This is a genomic window from Paracoccus sp. BR5-17, assembly GCF_055693925.1.
The window spans coordinates 2,008,861-2,021,842 of sequence record NZ_JBVFUV010000003.1 but is presented as its reverse complement, the minus strand read 5'-3'; the positions used below and the strand labels follow the sequence as shown (position 1 = coordinate 2,021,842).

The window sequence follows — 12,982 nt, the reverse complement described above, 5'->3', positions numbered from 1 at the left end:
GCGAGCCATGAAGATCAAGACGCTTCTGATCGCCAATCGCGGCGAAATCGCCTGCCGGATCGCGCGCACCGCGCGGGCCGCCGGCATCACCCCCGTCGGCGTCCATTCCCAGGCCGACGCCAATGCCCTGCACGTCCGCGAGATCGGGCAGTCGATCTGCATCGGCGGCGGACCGGCCTCGGAAAGTTATCTGCGCATCGACGCGGTGGTGGCCGCGGCGCGCGCGGCGAGCGCCGATGCCATCCACCCCGGCTATGGCTTTCTAGCCGAAAACCCCGACTTCGCCCGCGCCGTGGAAGCGGCGGGGATCATCTTCATGGGGCCGACGCCCGAGACGCTGGAGCGCTTCGGCGACAAGGCCAGCGCCAAGCAGGCGGCCATCGCCGCCGGCGTCCCGGTGATCGCGGGCGCCGAAGGGGCACGGTCCGATCCGGCCGAAATCGCCGCCGAGGTGCGCCGGATGGGCCTGCCGGTCCTGCTGAAGGCGGTGGGCGGCGGCGGCGGGCGCGGGCAGCGCCTCGTCACTGATGAATCTACGCTGATGGAAGACATCGAGGGAGCGCTGCGCGAGGCGAAATCCACCTTCGGCTCGGAAGGGCTGCTGCTGGAGCGCTTCCTCCCCGAGGCCCGCCACGTCGAGATCCAGATCGCCGGCGACGGCAAGGGCCATGTGGTGCATCTGTTCGAACGCGACTGCACGCTTCAGCGCCGCCACCAGAAGGTGATCGAGGAAGCCCCGGCCTGGGGCCTGCCCAGGACGCTGCTGGACGCCATCGCCCGCGACGCCGTGCGCCTGGGCGAGACGCTGAACTATCGCGGCCTGGGCACCGTCGAGTTCCTGGTCGCCGGGGACCGCTATTTCTTCCTCGAGGTCAACCCGCGCATCCAGGTCGAACATCCCGTGACCGAGGCGATCACCGGGCTTGATCTGGTCGCGCTGCATCTGCGCATCGCCGAAGGGGCCGGACTCGGTCTGGTCCAGGACGACCTGACCATCAATGGCCACGCCGTCGAGGCGCGCCTTTACGCCGAGGATCCGGCGATGCAGTTCGCCCCCTCGACAGGGGTTCTGACGACGCTTGGTCTGCCGCAGGGGCTGCGGATCGACAGCGGCGTTCAGGAGGGCGATTCCGTCACCCCTTATTACGATCCGATGATTGCCAAGCTGATCGTCCACGCGCCGGACCGCGAAACAGCGCTGGCCCGGCTGGCGACCGCGCTGGATCACGTCGCGGTCGAGGGGGTGCAGACCAACCGTGCCTTCCTGACCGCCCTGGCGCGCAATCCGGAATTCGAACGGATGGCGGTCCATACGCGCTGGATCGACGGGCGGATCGCGGAACTGACCCGGCCCGCCCCACTGCTGCGCCCGGATCTGTGGAAGGCCGCCGCCGCGATCCTGTTCGTGGCTGGCCGCCGGCGCGGCCAGACCGCCGACCCCTGGATCAACCGCGAGACCTTCACCGGCTGGCGGCTGGGCCTGGGTGGCGATGCGCTGGAAGCGGGCCAACGGGTGACGCTGACCGGCATCGACGGCGGCTCGGACGACCTGCGCGTGGGGCCGGTCGGGCCGGGCGACCGCTATCGCGTCCTGTCCGAAAGCGGCGATGCGATCACCCTGACGGCGCGCGAGATCGCGCCGGGACGCTGGCGCCTTGGCATGGGCGACGCAGTGCTGGTGATCGAGGCCCGGATCGGCAACGGCGTGATCGAGATGGACACCCCCGAAGGCCGGCTGGTATTCCGGCCTGCCACGCCGCTGGATTTCGTCGGCGCCGACGCCGCTGCGGAACGGGATGTGACTGCCCCGCTGACCGGCATGATCGTCGATGTCAAGGTCGCCGACGGTCAGGCCGTCGTCGAGGGCGATGTCATCGCGGTCATGGAGTCCATGAAGCTCGAGATCTCGATCCGGGCGGCCGCCGCCGGGACCGCCACCAGGATTACCGTCTCGAAGGGGGACATGGTCGATCGCGGCCAGGTCATCGCCGAGATCCAGCCACCCGAGGAGTGAGCCCATGAGCGACTTTCCCAAATTCGTCGAGTTCCGCGAGGAAGGACCGCGCGAGGGCTTCCAGATCGAAAAGAAGATCTACCCGATCGAGGAGCGGATCGAGCTGATCGACCTGCTCAGCGAAACCGGCTTGAAGCGGATCCAGGTGGGCAGCTTCGTCAGCCCGCAATACGTGCCGCAGATGGCCGACACGGCCGAGCTTTTCCAGCGCATCAAGCGCAGGCCGGGGGTGAACTACACCTCGCTGTGGCTGAACGACAAGGGCTTCCGCAAGGCGCTCAGCGCGCACAAGGTCGATCTTGACCCGCGGCTGCTGTTCTATCCCTCGGAGGCCTTCGCCCGGGCCAACAACAACTGCTCGTCCGCCGAGATGCGCGAACGGCAGCGCGACTGGGTGCGCCTCTACAAGCAAGAGGGCTATACCGTCGATGCGGCCTATGTGATGACCGCCTTCGGCTGCAACTATGAAGGCGAGATCCCGCAGGAACGCATCCTCGACGATTTCCGCTTCATCCTGCGCCTGTGCGACGAGGAGCAGATCCCTGTGCCGATCCTGGTGATCGCCGACACGATGGGCTGGGGCAACCCCGAGGCGGTGAAGCGGATGATCGGCGCGCTGCGCGATCTGGCGCCGCAGGCGCGCATCGGCATGCACATCCACGACACCCGAGGCCTTGGCATCGCCAATGTCCACGCGGCGCTGTCGATGGGCGTGGACATGTTCGAAAGCTCGGTCGCGGGACTGGGCGGCTGCCCCTTCGCGGGCCACGGCCACGCCCGGGCGGCGGGCAACGTCTGCACCGAGGACGCGGTCTTCCTGTGCCACGAACTGGGCATCGAAACCGGGATCGACCTGGAAAAACTGATCGCGGCGGCGCTCAAGGCCGAACAGATCATCGGCGCGCCGCTGATGGGCCGGGTGATGCATTCCGGCAGTCTCGACAAATACCGCAAGGCAGGCTGAGGGAGGACGAAGATGGCGAAGGCACTTGATGGCAAGGTGGTGCTGGTCACCGGCGCGGGCGGGGGGATCGGTCGCGACATCGCGCTGATGGCGGCGGCCGAAGGGGCTGCGGTGGTGGTCAACGACCTGGGCGCGTCGCTGAAGGGCACCGGCCAGACCGAGACCGCCGCCCAGAAGGTCGTCGAGGAAATCCGGGCGGCGGGCGGCGAGGCGATCGCCGACGGCGGCAGCGTCGCCGACCCCGAGGCCGCGCGCGCCATGGTCGAGGCTGCGGTCAAGGAATTCGGCCGCATCGACGCCGTGGTGAACAACGCCGGCATCCTGCGCGATGGCTTCTTCCACAAGATGAGCTACGAGGACTTCGACGCGGTGGTGAAGGTCCATCTTTACGGCGCCTTCAACACCAGCCGCGCGGCGGCCGATTATTTCCGCGAACAGGAAAGCGGGTCGCTGGTCCACATGACCTCGACCTCGGGGCTGATCGGCAACTATGCCCAGGCCAACTATGCCGCGGCAAAGCTGGGGATCGCCGCCTTCTCGAAGTCGGTGGCACTGGATCTGCGGCGCTGGAACGTGCGGTCGAACTGCATCGCCCCCTTCGCCTGGAGCCGGATGATCTCGTCGATCAAGACCGACACGCCCGAACAGGTGGCGCGGGTCGAGAAGCTGAAGCAGATGACGCCCGCCAAGGTCGCGCCGATGGCCTGTTTCCTGATGTCCGACCAGGCCGAGGGCGTCAGCGGCCAGATCTTCGCGGTTCGCAACAACGAGATCTTCCTGTTCAACCAGCCGCGGCCGGTGCGCTCGGTCCATTCGGGCGATGGCTGGACCGCCGACGACATCGCCAAACGCGCCATCCCGGCGCTCAGGTCGCAATTCACGCCGCTGGAAGTGTCCGCGGACGTCTTTTCATGGGATCCGGTCTGATGAGCAAGCGCAAGGGAAAGATCACCTCGAAGATCGGCTGGAGCACGCCGGACAAGATCTGCGTGCGCGGCCTTGATCTGCCCAACGAGATCCTGGGCCACATGAACCTGGGCGACTTCGCCTTCCTGCAACTGACCGGCCGCAGGGCCACGCCCGAGGAAAGCCGCGTCTTCAACGCCATCATCATCACCCTGGTCGAACACGGCATCACGCCTTCGGCCATGGTTGCCCGGATGACCTACATGGGCGCGCCGGAATCGCTTCAGGCTGCGGTGGCGGCCGGGCTTTGCGGCTTGGGGACGGTCTTTGTCGGCTCGATGGAGGGCGCGGCCAGGATGCTCTACGAGGCGCTGCCGCCCGACCGGGCCGGCACCGGGGCCGATCTGGACGCCATCGCCCAGCAGACGGTCGAGGCCTTCCGCGCCAGCAAGGCCATCGTGCCGGGCCTGGGACATCCGGTCCACAAGCCCGTCGATCCCCGCGCCCCCCGGCTGTTCCAGATCGCGGCCGAGAACGGCAAGTCGGGCGAATACGTCGCGCTGATCCAGAAGATCCAGGCGGTCGCGGAACAGCGGTCCGGCAAGATGCTGCCCATCAACGCCACCGGCGCGATCGGCGCGATCTGCTGCGAATTCGGCTTCCCTTGGCAGATCGTGCGCGGCTTCGGGGTGATGGCCCGGTCCATCGGGCTGGTCGGCCACATCCTCGAGGAAAGCGAGAACCCGATTTCCTACGAACTGTGGCAGCGGGCCGAGGAAGAAATCCTCGAAACCTCGGGTCCCCAGGCCAGTTAAGGCAGGCAGCCCAGCGTCGAAGCTGGCCCGGATTGCGCCGAAGATGCCTTCGGCGCGGCGGCTTGTCGCAGGACCCGAAGGCAGCGGCGGTCTGGACCACCGCCCGTGATCGGCCGGCGACTGTCCGCGGATGGGCTGGCCGACGCAGCAAGGACAGGCACTGCAAGGCAGCTTTTGCAACGGGCGCGCGAAACCGCCTGTCGTCCCGCGCGTTGAAGGACTAACCGGCTCCGGGCTCCGCCCGCTTTCACCGAAAGGAGATGCCGTGGTTGCCCTGTCCGAACCCCTGCCGCCCAGGCCCCTGCACCCGCTTCACGCCATCCTGCTGTCCTTTCCGTTCCCGCTGTTTCTGGGAACGCTGGCCAGCGACATCGCCTATGGCCGCAGCTACCAGATCCAGTGGTCGAACTTCGCCCAGTGGCTGAACGCGGGCGGCCTTCTGGTCGGTGGCTTCGTGCTGCTGTGGGCCTTGGTTGCGCTGTTCCTGCGCGCCAACCGTGGCGACCGGCGGCGGGTCGTCTATTTCGTTCTGGTCCTGGCCATGTGGGTCCTGGGCTTCATCAATGCCCTCATCCATTCCAAGGACGCCTGGGCGATCATGCCCGAGGCGCCGTGGCTGTCGGCCATTTCGGCCCTGCTGGCGCTGCTGGCGTCCTGGGTCGGTTTCAGCGGTTTTCGCAGCGGAAGGTGGGCGTGATGCGCGGCGCTTTGATGATCTCGGTCCTGGCAGCCCTGCCGCTGTCGGCCCCGGCGCAAGAGGTTGTGACGCAGGGCACCTCGGTCCAGTTGCCCGAACCCCGGCGCGGCCTTCTGCCCGACATGGTGATCCCCCGGCCCGCGCTGTGGGGCGATGACCTGCCCACGGTTCCCGAAGGCTATTCGATCACCGCCATCGCGACGGATCTTGCGATCCCCCGCCAGACGCTGGTGCTGCCAAACGGCGACATCCTGGTGGCCGAGGGCAAGGGCCAGGGTGCGCCCGCGCTGCGGCCCAAGGACATCATCGCGGGCCTCATCAAGGCGCTTGGCAAAAGCCCCGTCGCCGGTGGCAACCGCCTGACCCTGCTGCGCGACGCCGATGGCGACGGTACCTACGAAACCCAGGGCGTCTTTGCCGAAGGGCTGAACTCGCCCTACGGCCTCGCGCGGATCGGCAACTTCATCTATGTCGCCACGCAGGGCGCGGTGCTGCGCTTCGACTATGCCGACGGCCAGACCCAGGCGAGCGCCGCCCCGGTCAAGCTGACCGATCTGCCCTCGATCATCAACCACCACTGGACCAAGGCGATGACGGCCAGCGCCGACGGGCGGTTCCTTTACGTGGGGATCGGATCGAACAGCAACATCACCGAGCGCGGCCTGGAGGCCGAGCAGGACCGGGCGATGATCTGGCAGATCGACGTGCAGACCGGCGCCCATCGCCCCTATGCGACCGGCCTGCGCAACCCGACCGCACTGGCCATCCAGCCCGGCACCGGCCAGCTGTGGGCCGTGGTCAACGAACGCGACGAGATCGGCCCCGACCTGGTGCCCGACTACCTGACCGCGGTGCAGGAAGGTGGCTTCTACGGCTGGCCCTTCAGCTACTGGGGCCAGACCGTCGATCCGCGTGCCCAGCCGCAAAATCCCGAACTCGTGGCGCAGGCGATCACGCCGGACTATGCGCTTGGTTCCCATGTCGCGGCGCTTGGGGTGGCCTTTTCGGACCCCGTCATGGGCCCGGACTTTGCCGAAGGCGTCTTCGTGGGGATGCACGGCAGCTGGAACCGCAGAGAGCCGGTGGGCTACAAGGTGGTCTTCGTGCCGTTCCAGGACGGCCGCCCGGCGGGCGAGCCGGTGGATGTCGTGACGGGCTTCCTGCTGGACGAGGACAACACCCGGGGCCGCCCCGTGGGCGTGACGCTGGATCCGCGCGGCGCGCTGATCGTGGCGGACGACCTGTCGAACACCATCTGGCGGATCGCACCCGACCAGCCCTGACGCAGAAGCCAGAGCCACCGTCAGGCCGGGGCCTGACGGTGGCCTGTCGCCCAGCGGCCTGTTCAGACCGTGTCCAGATACAGTTCGACCGTTTCCTCGTCGGACAGTTCTGCCATGTAGTGCAGTTCCTGCCGCTTGGTCATCACGAAGTTCTCGATCAGGTGGTCGGGGAAGATGCGCCGCATTTCGGGGCAGCGGTGGAACACCTCGATCGCTTCGCCCCAGCTTGCCGGAAGCTGATCGAGGTGCTGGTCATAGGCGTTGCCCTTGAACGGCTCGGGTGCCTCCAGCTTTTCCAGCAGCCCGTTCAGCGCCGCCCCCAGGATCGCAGCGACCGTCAGATAGGGGTTCACGTCGCCCCCCGCGACGCGGTGTTCGATGCGCCGCGCCCGTGGGCTGGATGACGGGATGCGGATCGCGGCGGTGCGGTTCTCGTAGGCCCAGCCGATGCCGGTGGGCGCGTGGGCGTTGGGAACCAGCCGGTCATAGCTGTTCTCGTGCGGGGCGAACAGCAGCGTGGATCCCGGCATGGCGCGCAGGCATCCGGCCACGGCATGACGCAGTTCCGCCGTGCCCTCGTCGCCGCCGTTGTCGAAGATGTTGCGCCCCTCGCTGTCCAGGATCGAGAAGTGCATATGCATCCCGTTGCCCGAGAACGTCTCGTAGGGCTTGGCCATGAAGCTGCCGGCAAAGCCGTATTGGCGCGCGATCCCCTTGACCAGCATCTTGAACAGCCAACTGTCGTCGGCCGCCTTCAGGGGATCGGGCTGGTGCATGAGGTTGATCTCGAACTGACCCGGCCCGGCTTCGGAAATGGCCGTGTCGGCGGGAATGTCCATCGCCTCGCAGGCGTCATAGAGCGTGGTGAAGAACTGGTCGAAGGCATCCAGCGCCCGCAGGCTGAGAACCTCGCCCCCCGTCCGGCGCTTGCCGGAACGCGGGCTGGGGGGCACGCGCAACTGCCGGCCCGAATCGTCGATCAGGAAGAACTCCAGCTCGGTCGCCACGACTGGGGTCAGCCCGGCCGCCTTGTAGCGTTCGACCACGCGCGCCAGAGCCTGCCGGGGATCGCCCTCGTAGGGGCGCCCGTCGGGATGGAACATCCACAGGGGCAGCAGGGCGGTAGGCGCGTCCAGCCAGGGCATCGGCAGGAAGCCCCGTTCGGTCGGCAGCAGCAGCCCGTCGGGGTCGCCGATCTGGAACACCAGGGGGCTGTCCTCGACATCCTCGCCCCAGATGTCCAGGTTCAGGACGGAATAGGGGAACTTGGTCCCCTCCTCGAGCAGCTTGCGGGCATAGCGGGCGGGGATGCGCTTGCCGCGCGCGACGCCGTTCAGGTCGGCGGCGGCCACGCGGATGGTCTTGACCTCGGGATGTTCTTTCAGCCAGTCCATGATTCACCGGAAGATGTTCGGGCGATAGCGGATGCGTTGCGCCGCGCCCGGCAGGTGGCGGTTCAGCCGCCGGTTCACGATGCCGAACAATCCGATCAGCGCAAGGGTCGCCACGATGAAATACCCGGCGACGATGGGATAGGCGACGAAGGGGTTGAAGGTCTGGCCCGCGAAATAGCTGGCGTAGTACAGGCTGTCGCCGCGCTGCTGGAAGGCGGGAAAGCCGGAAAAGAACACCAGCGTCGTGGCGTGGAACAGGAAGATCGCTTCGTTGGTGTAGGACGGCCAGGCCAGCCGCAGCATCGTCGGCCAGAGGATCCGGCGGAACTTGGTCCAGCCGGTCATCCCATAGGCCTCGGCGGCCTCGATGTCGCCCTTGGGCACCGCCATCAGTGCGCCGTGGAAGATCTGCGCCGAATAGGCCGCCGTGTTCAGCGTCAGCACGATCAGCGCGCCGGCCCAGGCCCTTGCCAGCCAGCCCGTCTGCACCGTCAGGCCGAAGATCTCGATCCCGGCGCGGGGCAGCATCACAAGCGCCTCGTAGGCCAGGAAGAACTGGATGAACAGCGGGCTGCCGCGGAACAGGAAGATGAAGCCATCGGCCGGGCGGCGCAGCCAGGGGCTGGTGCTGGTCTTGGCCAGTGCCAGCGCCGTCGCCAGGAAAAAGCCGAACAGCAGCGCGAAGAAGGCGAAATACAGGTTCCAGATCAGGCCCGACCCGATCAGCGTGACCTGCTGGCACAGCGTGAAGTCCGTGCGCGGCAGCAGCCGTTCGCCGAAGCCCAGCGAACGAAGCCCATAATCCAGGATCGTCTGCGCGCAGCTCATGGCGCGGCCGCCTTGCGCTGCGCCTCGCCGGCCATGGTGGCCTGCCCGGCCGACAGGCGGCGGATCAGCCGGTCCAGAACCCGTTCCGAAATCCAGGTCATCAGCAGATAGAACCCCAGCACGGCGATGAAGTAATAGAGCCGCCAGTCGGGATGCGGATAGGCATAGGAGGATGTCTTGGCCCCGCCCAGTTCGCGCGCCCAATAGACGATGTCCTCGATCCCCAGCAGGAACAGCAGGGGCGTCGCCTTGATGAGGATCATCCACAGGTTCGACAGCCCAGGCAGGGCATAGGTCCACATCTGCGGCACCAGGATGCGCCGCGTGACCTGCCGCGACGTCATGCCGTAGGCCTCGGCGGTTTCAAGCTGGGCGCGGGGAACCGCCTGCATGGCGCCGTAAAGGACATTGGCCGCGAAGGCGCCGAAGACGATCGAGAAGGCGACCACGGCCAGGGTCATGGCATAGATGTCGTGGACCCATTCGGGGCTGCTGGACAGCGGCAGCTTGGCGGCCGCGCAGACGACGAAGTCGTTGCCCTGCCGCACCGGCGCGTCGCTGTCGCACAAGGCCTGATGGCGCAGCCACTCCAGCCCCTGATCCAGGGCGATGGGCACGAACAGGAAGAACACGATGTCCGGCACGCCCCGCACCATCAAGGTGTAGATCCTGCCGAACCACCGCAGCGGCGCGATCCGCGACCGCGAGGCCATCGCGCCGCCATAGCCGAACAGCAGCGCGATGGGCGCGGTGACCGCCAGCAGCAGCAGGACCACCCCGAAGCTGGCATAGAACAGCATATGCGTGCCCGTCGTCAGATAGCACGACAGCCAGGCAAGCCCGTCCAGCACCGAAGGGTCGCTGCAAAAGGAAAACATCATCCGCCCCGCCAGGGGACCGCCGGGGTCGCCCGCGGTCCGTCAGATCATTTGTAGGTCTGCGCTTCCTCGCCGAAGTGCTTGCGGATCAGGTCGTTCAGGCTGCCGTCCTCCTTCATCGAGGTGATGGCGGCGTCGAATTTCTCGCGCAGTTCGGTGTCGGACTGGCGCAGGCCCACGCCGATGCCCTCGTCCAGGTTCACCTGTTCACCCACGAAGACCAGGTCGTTGCTTTCCTCGACAAAGGGGCGCAGCACCTCGTGGTCGCCGAAGCCCGCATCGGCCTCGCCGTTGCGGACGGCGGCAAGGACCTGGTCGATGTTGGGAAATTCCAGCAGCGTCGCGCCGGTTTCGGCGATGTGGGACGCCTGCACGGTGCCGGTCTGGACCGCGATCACGCCCCCTTCCAGATCCACGCCCTCCTGAAGCGCCACATAGGACGACGGCGCGGGCGGCAGGTAGTCCTGCGTGAAGGCGATCACGGCCTTGCGCTCGTCGTTGATGCTCATGGCGGCCATGATGGTGTCATAGTTCGACGACACCAGGTTCGGGATGATCGAGATCCCAGTCGTTCTTGACCCAGGTGCATTCCAGTTGGGCACGCCGGCACAGTTCGTCGCCCAGTTCACGCTCGAAGCCCGCGACCTCTCCGGCCTCGTTGATGAAGTTGTACGGAGGATAGGCGCCCTCGGTGCCCATGCGCACGGTCTGGGCCAGGCCCATGCCGGCCGTCAGGGCCAGAGCGGTCGCGGCAAGCAGCAGTTTCTTCATTCGTCTTCTCCTGTTGGTCGTCTTTTCTAATGCGCCATCGAGGCGCTGAGGAACTGGCGCAGCCGGTCGGTCTGCGGCGCGCCGAACAATCGGTCGGGCGGGCCTTCCTCGGCGATCAGGCCCTGGTGGAGGAACACCACGTGGTCGCTGACATCGGCGGCCAGGCGCATGTCGTGGGTCACGATGATCATGGTGCGATGTTCGGCGGCCAGATCCTTGATGACGCGCACGACCTCTTGCTGCAGTTCGGGGTCCAGCGCGCTGGTCGGCTCGTCGAACAGCAGCGCCTTGGGGTTCATGCACAAGGCCCGGGCGATGGCCGCGCGCTGCTGCTGGCCGCCCGAAAGCTGCGCGGGCCAGGCGTCGGCCTTGTCGGCGATGCCCACCTTGTCCAGAAGCGCGCGGGCGCGGGCCTCAACGGCGGTGCGATCCTCTCGCAGCACCGTCACCGGCGCCTCTATGACGTTCTGCAGGATCGTCATGTGCGACCACAGGTTGAACTGCTGAAAGACCATCGACAGGTTGGTGCGGAACCGCAGCACCTGCGCGCGGTCGGCGGGAATGCGGGCCATGCCCTGCCCCTCCACCGCACGGATCTCGCCCTCGAAGCTGATGTCACCGGCCTGGCTATTTTCCAGCAGATTGCAGCAGCGCAGCAGCGTGGACTTGCCCGATCCCGACGACCCGATCAGGCTGACCACATGGCCGCGCGGCGCGGTCAGGGACACGCCCTTCAGCACCTCGATCTTGCCATAGGCCTTGTGCAGCCCCTCGATGCGGATCACCGGGGCGGCATCGGGTTCCGCGGATATGTGGGCGGTCTTATCGTTCATCATCGGCGCATTGGGCGACAATCCCCGGGTTTTTGCAACCGGGTCCGCAGGGCAACCTGACGATAAACGCAGGTTGCCGCCGCGTCAGACGATCTCGATCGAATATTTCTCGATCACGGTGTTGGCCAGCAGGCCCTGGCACATCCTCTCGACCTCGGCGCGGGCCGAGGCGGCGTCCGGGGCGTCCAGATCCAGTTCGATCAGCTTGCCCTGGCGGACCCCGGCGACGCCGCGGTGGCCCAGCCCGCCCAGCGCATGGCGGATCGCCTCGCCCTGCGGATCCAGGACGCCGTCCTTCAGCATGATCGTGACCCGGGCTTTCAGGGGGGCTTTCATGGCGTCGTCCTTCAGTTGATCGCGGTCGGCTTCAGGCTGGTGGTGTTCGCGGGCATCAGGCCCAGACGGCGCGCGACCTCGGTATAGGCGTCGGTAAGATTGCCCAGGTTGCGGCGGAACACGTCCTTGTCCAGCTTCTGCCCGGTCTTCATGTCCCACAGGCGGCAGCTGTCGGGGCTGATCTCGTCGGCCACGATCAGGCGCATGAAGTCGTTGTCCCAGACCCGGCCGATCTCGATCTTGAAGTCGATCAGCTTGATGCCGACGCCGTAGAAGACCCCCGACAGGAAGTCGTTGACGCGCAGCGCCAGCGACACGATGTCGTCCAGATCCTGCTGGCTGGCCCAGCCGAAGGCGATGATGTATTCCTCGGACACCATCGGGTCGCCCAGTTCGTCGTTCTTGAAGCTGTATTCGACGATCGGACGCGGCAGCAGGGTGCCTTCCTCCAGCCCCAGGCGCTTGGAGATGGAGCCGGCGGCGAAGTTGCGCACGATCACCTCGAGCGGGACGATCTCGACCTGGCGGATCAGCTGCTCGCGCATGTTGATGCGGCGGATGAAGTGGTTGGGGACGCCGATATTCGTCAGCCCGTTCATGAAGAATTCCGACAGGCGGTTGTTCAGGACGCCCTTGCCTTCGATCACGGCCTTCTTCTGCGCGTTGAAGGCGGTGGCGTCGTCCTTGAAATACTGGACCAGCGTGCCGGGCTCGGTGCCCTCGTACAGGATCTTCGCCTTGCCTTCGTAGATCTTCTTGCGGCGCGGTGCCATGGCGGCGTCCTTTCGCATGTCCTTGTCCCACGGGCCTTACCTTACAAGCAACACCCGGGGCAATACGAGAGGCTTGCAAGCAACCGCGCCGGGGATAACATCATCCCCAGCCATAACGGAGGCCAGCATGACCACCTTCGACGATCGTGAACGGGGCTACGAATCCAAGTTCGCGCATGACGCCAACCTGCGCTTCAAGGCCGAGGCGCGGCGCAACCGGCTGCTGGGCGAATGGGCTGCGGGACTTCTGGGCAAGACCGGCGACGACGCCCGCGCCTATGCGCTGACGGTCGTGACGTCGGACTTCGAGGAGCCGGGCGAAAATGACGTCTATCGCAAGCTGGCGGCTGATCTTGACGGCAAGGTCGGTGAATCGGAAATCCGCACCAAGATGGCCGAACTGACCTTGGTCGCCCGCCGGCAGATCATCGACGAGGCCGGTTGACGAAACGTCCGCGCACCGGCTGCGGCGGGTAGGCAGGCCTGCCCG

Annotated in this window: 13 protein-coding genes and 1 pseudogene; 7 read left to right on the top strand and 7 right to left on the bottom strand. The window is 66.7% G+C overall.

The features are described 5' to 3' along the window. Positions 1-7: 7 nt before the first annotated feature. The 6 genes from ACZ1HC_RS11515 to ACZ1HC_RS11490 all read left to right on the top strand — a co-directional run bounded on the left by ACZ1HC_RS11515 (position 8) and on the right by ACZ1HC_RS11490 (position 6,679). A complete protein-coding gene (locus ACZ1HC_RS11515) occupies positions 8-2,014 on the top strand; it encodes an acetyl/propionyl/methylcrotonyl-CoA carboxylase subunit alpha (RefSeq protein ID WP_472700098.1) in 2,007 nt (668 codons plus the stop codon). Between the two features lie 4 nt (positions 2,015-2,018). Next, a complete protein-coding gene (locus ACZ1HC_RS11510; protein WP_472700097.1) occupies positions 2,019-2,978 on the top strand; it encodes a hydroxymethylglutaryl-CoA lyase in 960 nt (319 codons plus the stop codon). Positions 2,979-2,990: 12 nt separating this feature from the next. Beyond that, positions 2,991-3,905 carry an SDR family NAD(P)-dependent oxidoreductase gene (locus tag ACZ1HC_RS11505; RefSeq protein ID WP_472700096.1) on the top strand — a complete coding sequence of 305 codons (915 nt, stop codon included), beginning with the start codon at positions 2,991-2,993 and terminating at the stop codon, positions 3,903-3,905. Next, positions 3,905-4,699, top strand: coding sequence for a citryl-CoA lyase (locus ACZ1HC_RS11500; protein ID WP_472700095.1), 795 nt, complete (start codon positions 3,905-3,907; stop codon positions 4,697-4,699). Before ACZ1HC_RS11505 ends, ACZ1HC_RS11500 begins: the two co-directional genes overlap by 1 nt. 265 nt (positions 4,700-4,964) lie before the next feature. Beyond that, the gene (locus tag ACZ1HC_RS11495) at positions 4,965-5,396 is read left to right on the top strand and encodes a DUF2231 domain-containing protein (protein WP_472700094.1); all 432 of its coding nucleotides are present in this window, start codon (positions 4,965-4,967) and stop codon (positions 5,394-5,396) included. Beyond that, the gene (locus ACZ1HC_RS11490) at positions 5,396-6,679 is read left to right on the top strand and encodes a PQQ-dependent sugar dehydrogenase (RefSeq protein WP_472700093.1); all 1,284 of its coding nucleotides are present in this window, start codon (positions 5,396-5,398) and stop codon (positions 6,677-6,679) included. Before ACZ1HC_RS11495 ends, ACZ1HC_RS11490 begins: the two co-directional genes overlap by 1 nt. Positions 6,680-6,741: 62 nt before the next feature. Here the strand turns inward: ACZ1HC_RS11490 and ACZ1HC_RS11485 are convergent, their stop codons facing one another. The 7 genes and pseudogenes from ACZ1HC_RS11485 to purC all read right to left on the bottom strand — a co-directional run bounded on the left by ACZ1HC_RS11485 (position 6,742) and on the right by purC (position 12,492). After that, a complete protein-coding gene (locus tag ACZ1HC_RS11485; RefSeq protein WP_472700832.1) occupies positions 6,742-8,076 on the bottom strand; it encodes a glutamine synthetase family protein in 1,335 nt (444 codons plus the stop codon). Beyond that, the gene (locus tag ACZ1HC_RS11480) at positions 8,077-8,901 is read right to left on the bottom strand and encodes an ABC transporter permease (protein ID WP_472700092.1); all 825 of its coding nucleotides are present in this window, start codon (positions 8,899-8,901) and stop codon (positions 8,077-8,079) included. Next, entirely contained in the window at positions 8,898-9,779 is an 882-nt protein-coding gene (locus ACZ1HC_RS11475) for an ABC transporter permease (RefSeq protein WP_472700091.1), read from the bottom strand. Before ACZ1HC_RS11475 ends, ACZ1HC_RS11480 begins: the two co-directional genes overlap by 4 nt. A gap of 47 nt (positions 9,780-9,826) precedes the next feature. Further along, positions 9,827-10,550, bottom strand: a pseudogene (locus tag ACZ1HC_RS11470) (transporter substrate-binding domain-containing protein). Positions 10,551-10,576: 26 nt separating this feature from the next. Further along, on the bottom strand, positions 10,577-11,386 hold the full coding sequence (locus ACZ1HC_RS11465) for an ABC transporter ATP-binding protein (protein WP_472700090.1): 810 nt from the start codon (positions 11,384-11,386) through the stop codon (positions 10,577-10,579). Between the two features lie 81 nt (positions 11,387-11,467). Next, positions 11,468-11,707, bottom strand: coding sequence for a phosphoribosylformylglycinamidine synthase subunit PurS (gene purS, locus ACZ1HC_RS11460; RefSeq protein ID WP_472700831.1), 240 nt, complete (start codon positions 11,705-11,707; stop codon positions 11,468-11,470). A 23-nt stretch (positions 11,708-11,730) separates the two neighbouring features. Then, positions 11,731-12,492: a phosphoribosylaminoimidazolesuccinocarboxamide synthase gene (gene purC / locus ACZ1HC_RS11455; RefSeq protein WP_472700089.1), complete on the bottom strand. Its 762-nt coding sequence runs from the start codon at positions 12,490-12,492 to the stop codon at positions 11,731-11,733. A gap of 127 nt (positions 12,493-12,619) precedes the next feature. Between purC and ACZ1HC_RS11450 the strand changes: the two genes are divergently transcribed. Next, positions 12,620-12,937, top strand: coding sequence for a DUF1476 domain-containing protein (locus tag ACZ1HC_RS11450; RefSeq protein ID WP_472700088.1), 318 nt, complete (start codon positions 12,620-12,622; stop codon positions 12,935-12,937). Positions 12,938-12,982 lie beyond the last annotated feature (45 nt).

Coding starts and splice junctions, on each gene's coding strand:
- ACZ1HC_RS11515 (WP_472700098.1), top strand. CDS start 8: ATGAAGATCAAGACGCTTCTGATCGCCAATCGCGGCGAAATCGCCTGC.
- ACZ1HC_RS11510 (WP_472700097.1), top strand. CDS start 2,019: ATGAGCGACTTTCCCAAATTCGTCGAGTTCCGCGAGGAAGGACCGCGC.
- ACZ1HC_RS11505 (WP_472700096.1), top strand. CDS start 2,991: ATGGCGAAGGCACTTGATGGCAAGGTGGTGCTGGTCACCGGCGCGGGC.
- ACZ1HC_RS11500 (WP_472700095.1), top strand. CDS start 3,905: ATGAGCAAGCGCAAGGGAAAGATCACCTCGAAGATCGGCTGGAGCACG.
- ACZ1HC_RS11490 (WP_472700093.1), top strand. CDS start 5,396: ATGCGCGGCGCTTTGATGATCTCGGTCCTGGCAGCCCTGCCGCTGTCG.
- ACZ1HC_RS11480 (WP_472700092.1), bottom strand. CDS start 8,901: ATGAGCTGCGCGCAGACGATCCTGGATTATGGGCTTCGTTCGCTGGGC.
- ACZ1HC_RS11475 (WP_472700091.1), bottom strand. CDS start 9,779: ATGTTTTCCTTTTGCAGCGACCCTTCGGTGCTGGACGGGCTTGCCTGG.
- ACZ1HC_RS11465 (WP_472700090.1), bottom strand. CDS start 11,386: ATGATGAACGATAAGACCGCCCACATATCCGCGGAACCCGATGCCGCC.
- purC (WP_472700089.1), bottom strand. CDS start 12,492: ATGGCACCGCGCCGCAAGAAGATCTACGAAGGCAAGGCGAAGATCCTG.
- ACZ1HC_RS11450 (WP_472700088.1), top strand. CDS start 12,620: ATGACCACCTTCGACGATCGTGAACGGGGCTACGAATCCAAGTTCGCG.